At 71.8% G+C, this 13,722-nt stretch carries 13 protein-coding genes; 5 read left to right on the top strand and 8 right to left on the bottom strand.

The window, feature by feature from the left end; translation table 11 throughout:
* Window positions 1–38: 38 nt before the first annotated feature.
* Window positions 39–1,433, bottom strand: a complete 1,395-nt coding sequence (locus tag AB0O15_RS00280; protein WP_364311958.1) for a 3' terminal RNA ribose 2'-O-methyltransferase Hen1 — start codon at window positions 1,431–1,433, stop codon at window positions 39–41.
* A 210-nt stretch (window positions 1,434–1,643) separates the two neighbouring features.
* Here AB0O15_RS00280 and fbaA point away from each other — a divergent pair, with 210 nt between their 5' ends.
* The gene (fbaA, locus tag AB0O15_RS00275) at window positions 1,644–2,669 is read left to right on the top strand and encodes a class II fructose-bisphosphate aldolase (protein WP_364311956.1); all 1,026 of its coding nucleotides are present in this window, start codon (window positions 1,644–1,646) and stop codon (window positions 2,667–2,669) included.
* Between the two features lie 111 nt (window positions 2,670–2,780).
* Window positions 2,781–3,299 (top strand): hypothetical protein, encoded by a 519-nt coding sequence (locus AB0O15_RS00270; RefSeq protein WP_364311954.1) that lies wholly within the window; start codon window positions 2,781–2,783, stop codon window positions 3,297–3,299.
* Between the two features lie 69 nt (window positions 3,300–3,368).
* On the opposite strand, the gene AB0O15_RS00265 is transcribed toward AB0O15_RS00270, so the two are convergent.
* On the bottom strand, window positions 3,369–4,547 hold the full coding sequence (locus AB0O15_RS00265; protein ID WP_364311952.1) for a hypothetical protein: 1,179 nt from the start codon (window positions 4,545–4,547) through the stop codon (window positions 3,369–3,371).
* Window positions 4,548–4,566: 19 nt separating this feature from the next.
* Between AB0O15_RS00265 and AB0O15_RS00260 the strand changes: the two genes are divergently transcribed.
* Window positions 4,567–4,989 carry a DUF3151 domain-containing protein gene (locus AB0O15_RS00260; protein WP_364311949.1) on the top strand — a complete coding sequence of 141 codons (423 nt, stop codon included), beginning with the start codon at window positions 4,567–4,569 and terminating at the stop codon, window positions 4,987–4,989.
* 28 nt (window positions 4,990–5,017) lie between these two features.
* Here the strand turns inward: AB0O15_RS00260 and AB0O15_RS00255 are convergent, their stop codons facing one another.
* A complete protein-coding gene (locus AB0O15_RS00255) occupies window positions 5,018–5,794 on the bottom strand; it encodes an alpha/beta hydrolase (protein WP_364311946.1) in 777 nt (258 codons plus the stop codon).
* 86 nt (window positions 5,795–5,880) lie between these two features.
* The gene (locus tag AB0O15_RS00250; protein WP_364311943.1) at window positions 5,881–6,903 is read right to left on the bottom strand and encodes a medium chain dehydrogenase/reductase family protein; all 1,023 of its coding nucleotides are present in this window, start codon (window positions 6,901–6,903) and stop codon (window positions 5,881–5,883) included.
* Between the two features lie 111 nt (window positions 6,904–7,014).
* Between AB0O15_RS00250 and AB0O15_RS00245 the strand changes: the two genes are divergently transcribed.
* Window positions 7,015–7,647, top strand: coding sequence for a TetR/AcrR family transcriptional regulator (locus AB0O15_RS00245; RefSeq protein WP_364311941.1), 633 nt, complete (start codon window positions 7,015–7,017; stop codon window positions 7,645–7,647).
* A 72-nt stretch (window positions 7,648–7,719) separates the two neighbouring features.
* Here AB0O15_RS00245 and AB0O15_RS00240 read toward each other — a convergent pair whose 3' ends face one another.
* Genes AB0O15_RS00240 through AB0O15_RS00230 form a run of 3 tightly spaced genes read right to left on the bottom strand, consistent with a single transcriptional unit; the run spans window position 7,720 to window position 11,848 of the window.
* Window positions 7,720–9,561: a chromosome partitioning protein gene (locus AB0O15_RS00240; RefSeq protein WP_364311939.1), complete on the bottom strand. Its 1,842-nt coding sequence runs from the start codon at window positions 9,559–9,561 to the stop codon at window positions 7,720–7,722.
* A 38-nt stretch (window positions 9,562–9,599) separates the two neighbouring features.
* Window positions 9,600–10,535 carry a hypothetical protein gene (locus AB0O15_RS00235; protein WP_364316898.1) on the bottom strand — a complete coding sequence of 312 codons (936 nt, stop codon included), beginning with the start codon at window positions 10,533–10,535 and terminating at the stop codon, window positions 9,600–9,602.
* Window positions 10,536–10,564: 29 nt separating this feature from the next.
* Entirely contained in the window at window positions 10,565–11,848 is a 1,284-nt protein-coding gene (locus tag AB0O15_RS00230) for an adenylosuccinate synthase (protein WP_364311936.1), read from the bottom strand.
* Between the two features lie 84 nt (window positions 11,849–11,932).
* On the opposite strand from AB0O15_RS00230, the gene purD reads away from it, so the two are divergent.
* Window positions 11,933–13,180 (top strand): phosphoribosylamine--glycine ligase, encoded by a 1,248-nt coding sequence (gene purD, locus AB0O15_RS00225; RefSeq protein WP_364311934.1) that lies wholly within the window; start codon window positions 11,933–11,935, stop codon window positions 13,178–13,180.
* 35 nt (window positions 13,181–13,215) lie between these two features.
* Here purD and AB0O15_RS00220 read toward each other — a convergent pair whose 3' ends face one another.
* Window positions 13,216–13,668 carry an SCP2 sterol-binding domain-containing protein gene (locus AB0O15_RS00220; protein WP_364311931.1) on the bottom strand — a complete coding sequence of 151 codons (453 nt, stop codon included), beginning with the start codon at window positions 13,666–13,668 and terminating at the stop codon, window positions 13,216–13,218.
* Window positions 13,669–13,722 lie beyond the last annotated feature (54 nt).

The raw sequence follows: 13,722 nt of genomic DNA, 5'->3' as shown, positions 1-13,722 counted from the left end.
GGAGGAAAGACCGCGATCATGACGCTCGCTTCGCTCGGTCATGACGCCTTTCGGAAAATGGCCATCTGGGTGGGCGCACCCAAGGCCTCATCGATCTCGCCGACGCCGCGCATCTCGACCGCATAGCCATAGGCCTCGGCGGTGGCACGGGCCCACTCGCCGAATTCGGCGCGGGTCCACTCGAAGCGGTGGTCCGAGTGGCGCAGGCCGGTCAGGCCCTCGTAGCGGACGTTGTACTCGGCGTTGGGCGTGGTCACGACGACCGTGGCCGGCTGGGCGTGGCCGAGGACGCTCGCCGCCAGCGCGGGCAGCCGGGGCGGATCGAGGTGTTCGATGACCTCCATCAGCACCGCCGCGTCGTAGCCCCGCAGCCGGTCGTCACGGTAGGTGAGCGCCGACTGGAAGAGCTTGAGCCGGGCCCGCTTGCGCTCCGGCATCCGGTCCAGCCGCAGCCGGCGTTCGGCCAGGTCGAGCGCCCGCGACGAGACGTCGACCCCGACGATCTCGGCGAAGTGCGAGTCTTTCAGGAGCGCGCCGAGCAGGGCGCCGCCGCCGCACCCGAGATCGAGCACCCGGGCCGCGCCGGCCTCGCGCAGGGCGGCCACGATCGCGTCCCGCCGCTGCTCGGCCAGCGACTGCCGGCGGGCGACCGGCAGCTCGGCCTCCTCGTCGGTGGCCGTGTCGGCCGGCGCGTCCACGCTGTCCGGGTCGGCCTGGTCGAGCTGTTCCAGCGCGCTCGCCGCCATCGATTTCCGGTGGGCCAGGTAACGCCGGGTGATCAGCACCTTCTCGGGGTGCCCGGCCAGCCAGCCCTCGCCGGAGCGCAGCAGCTTGTCGATCTCGTCCGGCGCCACCCAGTAGTGCTTGGCGTCGTCCAGGACCGGGAGCAGGACATAGAGGTGGTTCAGCGCGTCGGCGACGCGGATGGTCCCGGTCAGGACCAGATCGATGTACGGGCTGGGCCCGGCCAGCGGATGTGTCTCGGGGACGTCGTCCAGCGGGATGGGCGTGGCCACCACCCGCCAGCCGAGCGGCGTGAACAGCCGTTCGGCCAGCTCCGGCGTGCCGCGCAGCACGGGCACCCGCAGTTCCAGCGGCAGCGCCCGCTCGGCCAGCTCGGGCCGGTCCTTCGAGCGGCCGCGCAGCGCCGACCGGAACACCTTGTTCAGGGCGCCGGCCAGCAGGCTGGAGGCGGCGTACGGCCGGTCGTTGACGAACTGACCCAGGGCGAACGCGTCGGCCCGTCCCCGCAGCCGCTGCGGGTCGACATCCAGCAGCAACGCCGCCGTGCACCGTTCCTCGGTCGCCTCCGGGTACAGCACGTAGGCCGTACCGGTGGGCAGGTCGGCGGTATGCACCTTGTCGGGGTGCTTCACCAGCAGGTAACCGAGGTCGGTGGCCGGGCGGTGCGTGGTGGTCAGGGTCAGTAGCACCGGGACATGATCCCAGCGTGGCGTCCCCCGCGCCGACCGGTTTTAGCCCATCCCCGATTTCCGATCCGCGTAATCGCTGCGGAATACTGCGAGGCTGGAGGACAGTGCCTACTCAGTGAAGAGCCGGTACGCGCGATCATGACCCCGCTTCGCTCGGCCATGACGCGGTCCTGCCCTCTGCCGCAGGCGAAGATCTAAGGAGTAATTCCGATGCCCATCGCGTCCCCAGAGGTCTACCGCGAGATGCTCGACCGCGCCAAGGCCGGCGCGTTCGCGTACCCCGCGATCAATGTGACTTCCTCGCAGACCCTCAACGCCGCCCTGCAGGGGTTCACCGAGGCCGGCAGCGACGGCATCGTCCAGATCTCCACCGGCGGCGCCGAGTACGTCTCCGGCCCGACCGTCAAGAACATGGTCACCGGCGCGGTCGCGCTGGCCGAGTTCGCCACCGAGGTGGCCAAGAACTACCCGGTCAACATCGCGCTGCACACCGACCACTGCCCCAAGGACAAGCTCGACAAGTACGTCCGCCCGCTGCTGACCGTCTCCCAGGAGCGGGTCAACCGGGGTCAGGCGCCGCTGTTCCAGTCGCACATGTGGGACGGCTCGGCCGTGCCGGTCGACGAGAACCTGCGGATCGCCGAGGAACTGCTGGCCGAGTGTGCGAAGGCCCACATCATCCTGGAGATCGAGGTCGGCGTCGTCGGCGGCGAGGAAGACGGCGTCTCGGCCGCGATCGACGACAAGCTGTACTCGACCGTCGAGGACGGCCTGGCCACCGCCGCCGCCCTCGGCCTGGGTGAGAAGGGCGTGTACATGACCGCCCTGACCTTCGGCAACGTGCACGGCGTCTACAAGCCGGGCAACGTCAAGCTGCGCCCCGAGATCCTGAAGGAGATCCAGGAGGCGGTCGGCGCCAAGTACGGCAAGGAGAAGCCGTTCGACCTGGTCTTCCACGGTGGGTCCGGCTCGCTGTTGTCGGAGATCCACGGCGCCCTGGACTACGGCGTGGTGAAGATGAACGTCGACACCGACACCCAGTACGCGTTCACCCGCCCGGTCGCCGACCACATGTTCAAGAACTACGACGGCGTCCTCAAGATCGACGGTGAGGTCGGCAACAAGAAGGCGTACGACCCGCGGGCCTGGGGCAAGCTGGCCGAGGCCGGTCTGGCCCAGCGCGTCGTCGAGGCGTGCGAGAACCTTCGCTCGACCGGAACCACTCTCTCGAAGTAATCGCACCGTCACGGCCGGTCTCCTTCGCGGGAGGCCGGCCATTCCTGTGTTGCACGGTTACGCACGGGTATGGGTACGATCGTCCTCCGTCTCCGATGGATGGAGGTGACCGTGCTCGGTATCGAAGGTTATGAACCTGTCTGGCACCACGACGCCGAGGCCCTCGCCGCCGTGCATCGACACCGGTTCACCAAGCTCATCGGCCGTCCGCTGCAGTCCGGCTGGCTGATGTGGGACATCGCCGAGCGCGGCTGGTTCGCCGACGGCCCGGTCGTCCTGCAGTTCGGCAAGACGCATGTCGAGGTAACCCACCGTAAGTTCGACGAGTGCGCGATCACCTGGAACCAGATCGACATGCGCGTCCCGATCGACTGGTACGAACACTTCGACTGGCGCCCCGACCCGCACGCCGCCCTCCGCAACGCCCGCGGCAAGGTGCTGCGCGCGGTCAACGTCATCGAGCTGGTGACGACGGCCGAGTGGCGGCCGCGCATCCTGCACGCGGTCGAGTTCCTCTTCGACGGCGCCCGCCTGGCGATCTACAACGCGATGGACGAGAACGGGCTGACCGACGTGCCGGCCTCGGACCTGCCGGTGGCCAACACCTACCGCCGCGTCCACATCGCCTGATGGCCACGCGCCTCTCTGAGCGAGCGCGCCTCTCTAAGCGAGCGCGTCTCTATACGCGAACGCGCCTCTCTATGCGAGCGCGGCGACCGCCTCGTCCAAGGAGTCGGTGACCACGATCAGGCCGGACTGGTCGCCGTGCGGCGAGCGGGCCAGCAGGGGGCGGAGCAGGGCCTCGACCGGCAGCTGGGCCCAATGGTCGACGCCCAGGAAGACGAAGGCGCCGGACGGACCATCCGTACGGTAGAAGGTCTTGGTCGCGGCCTGGAAGATCTCCTGGACCGTGCCCGCCCAGCCCGGCGCGAACACGATCCCGCCCCGCGACAGCCGCAGGATCGAGTCTTCCCGTACCGCGTTGGAGAAATACTTGCCGATCTGGCCGGCGAAGAGGTTCGCCGGCTCGTGACCGTAGAGCCAGGTGGGCAGGGCGAGGCCGCCGTTGGTCAGGCCCGCTTCCGCCGGGTACGCCGCCCGTACGGCGATCGCCGCCGCCGTGAACGGGTCGTGATCGTGGAAGTCCGGCGCCCTGCTCAGGTCGTCGATCGCGGCGTTCAGCTCCGGCCGACCGCGCTGGGAGAAGTAGGCGCCCAGGTTCGCCGCCTCCATCACCCCCGGCCCGCCGCCGGTCACGATCAACCGGCCGGCGCCGGCCAGGCGCCACGACAACTCGGCCGCCATCCGATAGGCGGCCGACCCGCGAGGCTCGGCGTGCCCGCCCATGATCCCGACCGGCCGGGGCGCCTCGGCGTCGTGCGTCCGGGCCCAGCCGGCCAGCGCCTTGCCCAGCGCGTTGTCGATCCCGGCGTCGTGCAGCCGCTGCGCGATCGCCTCCCGGATGTCCGGCGTTGCCCCACCGTGGTCGAGGAAGTGCTGGTAGACGCTCGTGTCGTACATGCCGGCGAAGCCGTTCTGGGTGAACCCGGCGGCAAGATCCTCAGGCGTGTAGAGCAGGGCCGGGTGCGTCGGGTACGGCCGCGTCTCGAACGGCGGCACCACATGCGCGCCCCGCCGGGTAAGATCGACCTCCACCTCGTCGGACGCCATGTGGCAGCCCAGGAACAGCGTCTCGCGCACGTCCACGTCGGTGAAGTCCGGCGGGTCGACGTCCAGCCGCAGGCCCAGCACGACCAGGCCGGCCAGGGACCGCTTGGCGTGGTGGGTGTCGAACTCGGCGCGCGACTCGATCTCGTCGGCGGTCGCGTCGAACGGAAGATTTCCGCCTAAGACTGGCTGCAGGGGGTCACCGGGCATGCCGGTAGGTTACTGAGTCATGCACAACCTTCTCCCCGAGCCGCCCGCCACGCTGCTGCCGGCCCAGGCCGACGCCGATTCCGCGCTGGCCGAGGCCCGCGCCGTCGGCACCGCGGAGGCGTACGCCGCGGTGGCCGCCCGCTTCCCGGCGTTCAGTGGCGCCTGGGCCGCGCTGGCCGAGCTGGCGCTGACCGCCGGCCAGCCGGTGACCGCCTACGCGTACGCCCGCACCGGATATCACCGCGGCCTCGACGCCCTGCGCCGCAACGGGTGGAAGGGCCAGGGCCCGGTGCCCTGGAAGCACGAGCCCAACCAGGGCTTCCTGCGCTGCCTGCACGCGTTGTCCCAGGCGGCCGACGCGATCGGCGAGGCCGACGAGGCGGCCCGCTGCGCTCAGTTCCTTCGCGACAGCGACCCGGCCGCGGCCGACGCCCTCTCCTAGGGCAGGGTCATGAACAGGCCTTAAGTCCTCAGGCCAGGAACCTCCGCACTTCGGCGGCGAACTGCTGCGGGGCGGTGTGGGTGGCGAAGTGGGACTGGCCCGGCAGCACCACCCGGGTCGCCTTCGGCATCGCCTCGGCCAGCGCGTCCATCGTGGCCGGCATCGGCGCCCACGTCTCCCCGCCCTGGATGATCAGGGTGGGGAGGCTCACGTCGGCCCAGCGCCCGAGGTCGGGGCGGTCGGCGGCCATCGCCTCGAGGTCGTGGAGGCTGCCGGCGGCCTCGGCCGGATCACCCTGACCGTCGAAGGCCGCGAGGATCTCGGCCGGCACCCGCGCGACCCGCTCCGCGAACAGCCGGATCGCCCCGGGCACGTCGCCCGCGTCGAGCAGGTCCCGGTAGGGCTTCAGCGCGTCGGTGCCGCTGGTGAACAACGGCGGCTCGAACAGCGCGATCTTGTTCATGGTCTCGAGCCGGAGCGCCGCGTGCAGGGTGACCACGGCGCCGTAGGATCCGCCGACCACGTGGGCGGGCCCGCCGGTCGCGGCGATGACGGCTTCGAGATCAGACACATCGTCCGCGTACGTCTTGGAGCGCCGGCCCGGGTCGCTGGGCTGGTAGCCGCGCCGCGCGTAGACCCAGAGCTCGTAGTCCTCGTCGAGGTGGGGCACGACCGGGTCCCACGAGTCGAGCCCGCCGGCCGACCCGTGCACCAGCACCACCGCCGGTCCCCGCCCGCGTCGCCGGACCGCCAGCCGCGTTCCGTCGGCCGAGGTCACCGGCATGTCCCGCTGCTCGTCTCCCACCCGCGGGAGTCTGGCACCCGGCCACCGGCCGCGCACCGGGGTTCTCACGGGAGTCTGGGCCCGGCCGGACGGCGCGCGCCGGGTTCTCACGGGACGATGACGACCTTGCCGGAGACCGTGCGGGACTCGGCCAGGCTCAGGGCGGCCGCGGCGTCGGCGAGCGGGAACTCGGCGGCGATCTGCGGCGTGACGACCCCCTCGGCCACCAGCTTGAGCACCTGGGTCAGGTCGGCGGCCAGCCGGCGGCGGAACGAGGCGCGGAAGCGCAGGCCCGCCCAGAAGCTGTAGAAGTTGGCCCGCTTGCCGTTGGGCAGGTAGTTCCAGAGCAGCAGCCGCCCGTAGGACTTGAGCACCGGCAGCTGCGCGTTGCCCTCCTCGTCCTTGGTCGCCGCGGTGCCGTACGACACCAGCGTCCCGCCGCGCCGCAGCAGCGCCCACGAGTCGACCAGGGCGGGCCCGCCGACGTGGTCGAACACCGCGTCCACCCCGTCCGGCGCCAGCTCGCGGATCTGCCGGTACATCTTCTCGGGATCGCGGTAGTCGACCGGGATGGCGCCCAGCCGGCGCAGGGTCTCGTGGTGACGCTCGGACGCCGTGCCGATCACGGTCATCCCGGCGTGCCGGGCCAACTGGACGAGGGTGGAGCCGACCCCGCCGTTGGCGCCCAGCACGACGATCGTCCCGCCGCGCCGCACCCGGGCGCTGCGGTGGAGCATCTGCCAGGCCGTGACGCCGTTGACCGCCACGGTCTCGGCGGCCGCCGCCGACACCTGGTCGGGCACCGGCACCAGGTCGGCCGCGTCGAGCTGCAGGTGGCTGGCCCAGCCGCCGGTCTTGATGACCGCGGCGAACCGGCGCCCGACCAGCGCGGGGTCCACGCCAGGGCCGACGGCGGTGACGGTGCCGACCACGTCGTAGCCCGGCACGAACGGGAACGCCGGCTGGTCGTAGTACTTGCCGCGGCGCATCTGCTGCTCGGCGAACGAGACGCCGGTCGCGTCCATCCGCAGCGTGACCTGGCCCTGGGCCGGCGCCGGCAGGTCGCGGACCCGGACCTCGAAGCCGCTCGGCTCGACCTTGCCCGGCATCACGATCTCGTTGGTCTGCATGGCTCTCGACTCCTCGCTGTTCGCTCGTATGCTTACAGTCGTAAACATACGACCGTAGGACGGCCGATGCAAGGGTTAACGGAGATAAGTTTGCATGTGTAAGCTGACGGCATGGCAGACATCGAGACGGCGCGTACGCGCAACCGCCGCGGCGAGGGCGCCCGCCTGCGGGACGAGATCGTGGGCGCGGCGGTCGACCTGCTCGACGAGACCGGCGACCAGAGCGCGATCACCCTGCGCTCGGTCGCGCGCCGCGTCGGCATCGCCGCCCCGTCGATCTACCGGCACTTCCCCGACCAGCCGGCCATCATGCTGGCCGTCGTGCAGCAGGCGCTGACCGAGCTGGAGGGCGAGCTGAGGGCCGCGATGGCCGCGGCCGGCGACGACCCCCGCCGGCAGTTGTACGCCGTGAGCCACGCCTACCTGGGCTTCGCCGAGAAGCATCCCGAGCGCTACCGCAGCGTGTTCGGCGGCCTGTGGAAGCCGGCGCTGGGCGAGTCCTCGGTGACCGCCGACGACCTGGCCGCGCTGGGCGACGCCACCCTGGGCCTGCTCGCCGAGATCCTCGAGGCCTGCGTGACCGCGGGCCACTCCACCAGCACCGCCCCGGCCGCCGACGCCGTCGCCCTGTGGCTGGGCCTGCACGGCCTGGCCCACCAGCGCAGCGTCTCGGCCGTCTGGCCCTGGCCGCCCGAACTCGCCGACCGCATGATCAACGCCCTCGCCCACCTCGGCCCGAGTTAGGCGTGGTCAGCGCCCTCACGCACCTCGGGCCGGCCTCGACCTGCCGGCCGCTGCGATCCGGCCGGGCCTTCTCTAGAGGCCCTCGGCGACCGCGGCGGCGATCTTGAGCCAGGCGTCCTTGGTGCCGGTGGAGAGAGCGCCGTAGCGGATCGGCTCGCCGGAGTCGATCACCTTCTCGTACGGCGCCAGCAGGACCGCCCTGGTGCGGGCGGCGAAGTGGCGCTGGATGGCCGGCAGGTCAATGTCCTTGCGGGTGGTCGGCATGGTCACCACGCTGATCGCCTGGCGGACCAGGCGCTGGCGGCCGGTCTGTTCGAGGTGGTCGAGCATCCGGGCCGCGGTCTCGGCCGAGTCGTTCCGGGCCGACATGGTGATCACCAGCTGGTCGGTGGCGTCCATCGACGCCTGCCAGTTCTGCGCCCGGACGTTGTTGCCGGTGTCCACGAAGATCAGCTTGTAGAAGCGGCTGACGATCTCGCGGATCTCGGCGAAGGCGCTGGCCGTGAGCATCTCGCCGGCCGTCGCGGACTCGTCCGAGGCGAGCACGTCGAACATGCCCTCGCCCTGGGCGCGCACGTACTGGGACAGGTCGCCGACCCGGCCGTGCGAGCCGCGGAACAGGTGCAGGTCGCGCATCATGTCGCGGACCGTACGGGCGTGGAAGTCCTGCTGGGCCCGCATGCCCAGGGTGCCCTGGGTCTCGTTGTTGTCCCAGGCCAGCACGTACCCGCCGCGCTTCTGGCCGAAGGTCATGGCGAGCAGCAGCACGGCCACGGTCTTGCCGGCGCCGCCCTTCGGGTTGACCACGGTCACCTGGCGCAGCCCGCCGAAGTTCCGGCGGACCATCTCGACGTCCTGTTTGTACTCCCGCTCGTACTTGCCGGGGGCCATCCGGACCAGGCCCATCGTGCCCTTCTGGAGCAGCGCGCGCGGGCCCATGGTCGCGGTCGGCTCGGCCGGCTTGGCCAGGCGGCGGCGGGCGAACTCCTCGGCGGTCGGCGTGCCGTCGGTGCCCCACGGGACCTGCTGGTACGGGTCCTCGGGCGGCGGCTGGTGGGGCTGACGCTGGTCGACCTGAGGCGGGTACGGGCCGGGCCGCTGCTGCTGGTGCGGAACCGGCGGAGGCGGCGGTCCGGGGCGCTGCTGCGGGCCGGGCTGAGGCGGCGGCGGACCCGGCTGGTGCGGCGGCGGTCCGGGCTGCTGGTGCGGCGGCGGGCCGGGCTGCTGCGGGCCGGGCTGGGGGCCGGGGTGATGCTGCGGGCCGGGGTGATGCTGGGGGCCGGGGTGCTGCGGGCCAGGGTGCTGCGGCTGCGGGCCCGGCGGCCGGTAGACCGGTCCGGTGCCGTTCTCCGCCGACGGACGCTGCGGCTGAGGCTGCGGGCCGGGCGGGGCCGGCTGCGGCGGTGGGGGCGGCGGCACGCCAACCCGGGCGCGCCCCTCAGCATGCGGAGCCGAAGCGGCCTCAGAGGACGGTGTAGGTGAGTGCGTGGGCGCGGGATCGGCCGGGGCACTCCGCTGCTGAGGCGGCTGGGCCCACGGCGAATCCGACGCCGGCTTGCCGTCCGATCGGTCGGCGCCGTTGCCCTCGGCCGGCGGCTCGGCCTCCAGATTCGCCCACGGCGTGGACGGCGGAGACACCGGGGCCGGCGACGGCGTGGAGACCGGCGCGGGCGGCGGCGGAACAGGCGTGGCCTGCGGCGGGACTGGCGGAACCGGCGGGACGGCCGGGACCGGCGGCGGCACGGAGGCCGCGCCCACCGGCCGGGGAGGAGGCGTCTCATGCGGCACCGGCCGCCCGCCGTGCACCGGAGCGTCCAGCTCCTCCGGCGGCCAGAACGGCTCGACATCCCGGTCAGGCGTGGCGCTGTTGCTCGTGCCCGGGACGTAGACGCGGTCGGCGTTCTCGTCCTCCACGGATACTTCCTCCCCCGGTCAAGTGCCCGTACTGGGTTTCAGCCTCGCACAGGCGCTCCGGCCGCGTACACCGCCCATGCGCCCGGCTCGATCCACCATGATCGCTTTCGGCTGGTGGAGCCCCCGACACCGTCGTCGAGGAACTGCACCTCGCCGTCGCGGGGCAGGACCGCCACGGCCCGTCCGCGGGCGCGACGCACCTCTACCCGTACCCGCGTCGGCCGGAACCTTTTGCGGGCAATCACCGGAACCGCCACCGCCACCTCGACCCGCCCGTCGGTGGGGTCGCCGTCGGCGAGCAGCCGCAGGCCGTCGAACTCGGCGTACCCGGCCGCGTTGCCGATCGCGCAGACCAGAATGGGATCGGTGCCGTCGGAGAGCACCGCGTCGTCCACCTCGATGCGGCCCCGCCACGGCACCGCGCGCCCGTCGTCGTCGGCGCCGCCGATCAGCGCGCCGTCGATGGTGACCGACCCGCCGTCGTTGCGCAGCAGGTCGAGGCGGCGCACCGAGTCACCCAGCACCGCCTCGGCGACCTGCCGCGGCGTGCGCGGGAGCCCGAGCTGGGCGGCGAGATCACCGGTCGCGGCGGCGTCCAGCGGCAGGATCGCCAGCGGCGGGAGGTCGGGCACGGTGCGGTCGGCGGCCAGGTCGTCAGGCCGTTTGCTGGGCGGGGGAGCGTACCGCCGGACCAGCCGGCGCACGACGGCGCGCAACTGACCGTCGGTGGCCGCGGCGACCACCAGCCGATGCTTCGAATCCGAGGAGGGCCAGGTCAGGCCGTCGGGCCGGGCGGGGCCGTCGAAACGCGCGAGCGCCTCGTCGATCTCCGCGTCCGAGGCGGCGACCACGGTCTCGACGCGCGCGCCGGCTTCGCGGAGCTCGTCGGCACAGACCAACACGGGGGTACGAGGTGAGCACGCCGACTGGCACCCGTCGCAGGAGGATCCGCAACCCCCGCCACCCTCGGCCAGACTGAGCAGCACGACGTCATACACGCTGATCAGAGCACCGAGTGTCGTTCGATGACGGCCTCGCGACCGGGGCCGACACCCACGATGGAGATCCGCGCGCCGATCTTCGACTCGACGAACTCGACGAAGTGTTGCGCGTCCTTGGGCAGGTCCTCGAAGCGCCGGCAGCCGGTGATGTTCTCCTTCCAGCCGGGCAGCGTCTCGAAGATCGGCGTCGCGTGGTGGAAGTCGGACTGGCTGAGCGGCATGTCGTCGTGGCGCACGCCGTTCACCTCGTACGCCACACAGACCGGAATCTCGTCCAGCTCGTCGTAATTGTCGAGTTTGGTCAGGGCGAAGTCGGTGACACCGTTGATCCGTTGCGCGTACCGGCCGATGACCAGGTCGAGCCAGCCGATCCGGCGCGGGCGGCCGGTCGTCGTGCCGTACTCGTGGCCGACCTCACGCAGGTAGTCGCCGAACTTGTCGTGCAGCTCGGTCGGGAACGGGCCCTCGCCGACCCGGGAGGTGAACGCCTTGAGCACGGCGACCACCCGGTCGACCCGGGTGGGCGGGATGCCGGCGCCGGTACAGGCGCCCCCCGCGGTCGCGTTCGAGCTGGTCACGAACGGGTAGGTGCCATGGTCGACGTCGAGCAGCGTGGCCTGGCCGGCCTCGCAGAGCACCACCTTGCCGTCGTCCAGGGCCTGGTTGAGCTCGAGCGCCGTGTCGCCAACCATCGGGCGCAGCCGCTCGACGTAGGACAGCAGCTCGTCGATCACCTCGGCCGGCTTGATAGCCGTCCGGTTGTAGATCTTGGTGAGCACCTGGTTCTTGAAGGAGAGCGCGGCCTCGACCTTCTGCCGCAGGATCGACTCGTCGAAGAGGTCCTGCACGCGCACGCCGAGCCGGTTCATCTTGTCGGCGTACGTCGGGCCGATGCCCCGGCCGGTGGTGCCGATCCGGCGGGCGCCCAGGTAGCGCTCGCTGACCTTGTCGAGCGAGCGGTTGTACGACGGGATCACGTGGGCGCTCGAGCTGATCCGGAGGCGGGACGTGTCGAAGCCGCGTGCTTCGAGCCCGTCGATCTCGTCGAACAGCACGGCCAGGTCGATGACCACGCCGTTGCCGATGACCGGGGTGACGCCCGGTGACAGGATGCCGCTCGGCAGGAGGTGGAGCGCGTACTTCTCGCCATTGATCACGACGGTGTGACCGGCGTTGTTGCCGCCGTTGAACTTGACGACGTAGTCGATACGGTCGCCCAGCAGGTCGGTCGCCTTGCCTTTGCCCTCGTCGCCCCACTGGGCGCCGACCAACACGATCACTGGCACAGCTCTGAACGCCTTCCGTCGCGTACCTCGTACGCGGGAATGCCCGGGTACTGCCGAAGTTTACCCTCGGTAGGATCCTCTGCTGTGCGCGTCCTTTTGATCGGGTCCGGTGGGCGGGAGCACGCCCTCGCGGTGAGCCTCGCCGCCGACCCCTCCGTCGACCAGCTGATCGTCGCTCCCGGCAACCCCGGCATCGCCCCACTGGCGACGCTGCGCCCGGTGACCGCGACCGACCCGGCCGCCGTGGCGGCGCTGGCCGTCGAGGTGGCCGCCGACCTGGTGGTGATCGGACCGGAAGCGCCGCTGGTGGCCGGGGTCGCCGACGCGGTGCGGGCCAAGGGCGTCGCCTGCTTCGGGCCGTCCGGGGCGGCCGCCCGGCTGGAGGGTTCGAAGGAGTTCGCCAAGTCGGTGATGGCTGCGGCTTCGGTGCCGACCGCGCGTTACCGGGCGTGTTCGACGGTCGACGAGGCGCGGGCCGCGCTTGGCGAGTTCGAGCCGCCGTACGTGGTGAAGAACGACGGCCTGGCCGCCGGCAAGGGTGTCGTGGTCACGTCCTCGGTGGACGAGGCGCTGGCCCATGCGCGCGACTGCGGCCGCGTGGTCGTCGAGGAATTCCTGCCCGGCCCCGAGGTGTCACTGTTCGTGGTGACCGACGGGGTGGCGGCGGTGCCGCTGATGCCGGCCCAGGACTTCAAGCGGGTCGGTGACGACGACGCCGGGCCGAACACCGGCGGCATGGGCGCGTACGCCCCGCTGGCCTGGGCGCCGGCCGACCTGGTCGAGCGGGTGATGCGCGAGACGGTCGAGCCCACGCTGGCCGAGATGCGTTCGAGGGGTACGCCGTTCGCCGGCCTGCTCTACGTCGGCCTGGCCCTGACCCCGGCCGGCCCGAAGGTGATCGAGTTCAACGCCCGCTTCGGTGACCCGGAGACCCAGGTCGTCCTGGCCCTGCTGGCGACGCCGCTGGCCGGCCTCTTGCACGCCGCGGCCACCGGCACGCTGGCCGAGCACCCGCCGCTGGAGTGGCGCCCGGGCGCCGCGGTGACGGTCGTGGTGGCCTCGCACAACTACCCGGGCCCGCCGCGCACCGGCGACGTGATCACCGGCGCCGAGCGTCCCGGCGTGATCCACGCGGGCACGGCCCGCCGCGACGACGGCGCCCTGATCTCGGCGGGCGGCCGGGTCCTGTCGGTGACCGCGGCCGGCGGCGACCTGGCCGAGGCGCGGGCGGCGGCCTACGCCCTGGTCGGCGACATCACCCTGGACGGCTCCCATCACCGCACCGACATCGCCCTGAAAGCCGCCCGGAGCGAGCTCGACGGGCGCCCCTGAACTGATCAGGGACGCCCGTCGGACCAAGGCGGAGGTCAGGCCTTGGGGATGTCGAAGAGCTTGGCGACCTGGGCGGCCAGGGCGAGGTCACCCTTCGCCTTGATCTTGCCGGTCATGAACATCATCATCGGGTTGCCGTCGCCCGAGACGACCTTGAGGAACGTCATCGGGTCCATGGTCATGGCCAGCTTGGGCTCGCGGGCCGGCTGGTTGGTGACCGTGCAGGCGCCGTTCTCGATCACCGTCTCGTAGGTGTCGCTGCTGCCCCCGGCCCCACCGGTGATGATCCAGTGGATCACCGCCTGGGTGCTGCCGGCCCGGTCGGCGCGGAAGAGCGTGGGCATCCGGTTGAAGATCTCGTCGAGGATCTTGTTGCGGTTCTCGCCGCCCATCACCTCGGCGATCTGTGCGTCCGGGGTGGCCTTGACCAGCGTGGCGAACTCCTTCGGGCCGAGGGCCGCCAGGGACTCCGGAGTGAACTCAGTCATGGTTGCGGACCTTTCGGGATCATCGCTGTCGCTACTCGCCAGTAACCCTAGCGA

The sequence above is a fragment of the Actinoplanes sp. NPDC089786 genome (assembly GCF_040684855.1).
Taxonomy (GTDB): domain Bacteria; phylum Actinomycetota; class Actinomycetes; order Mycobacteriales; family Micromonosporaceae; genus Actinoplanes.
The sequence above is the reverse complement of the archived record's forward strand: the minus strand, read 5'-3'. Positions and strand labels throughout refer to the sequence as shown.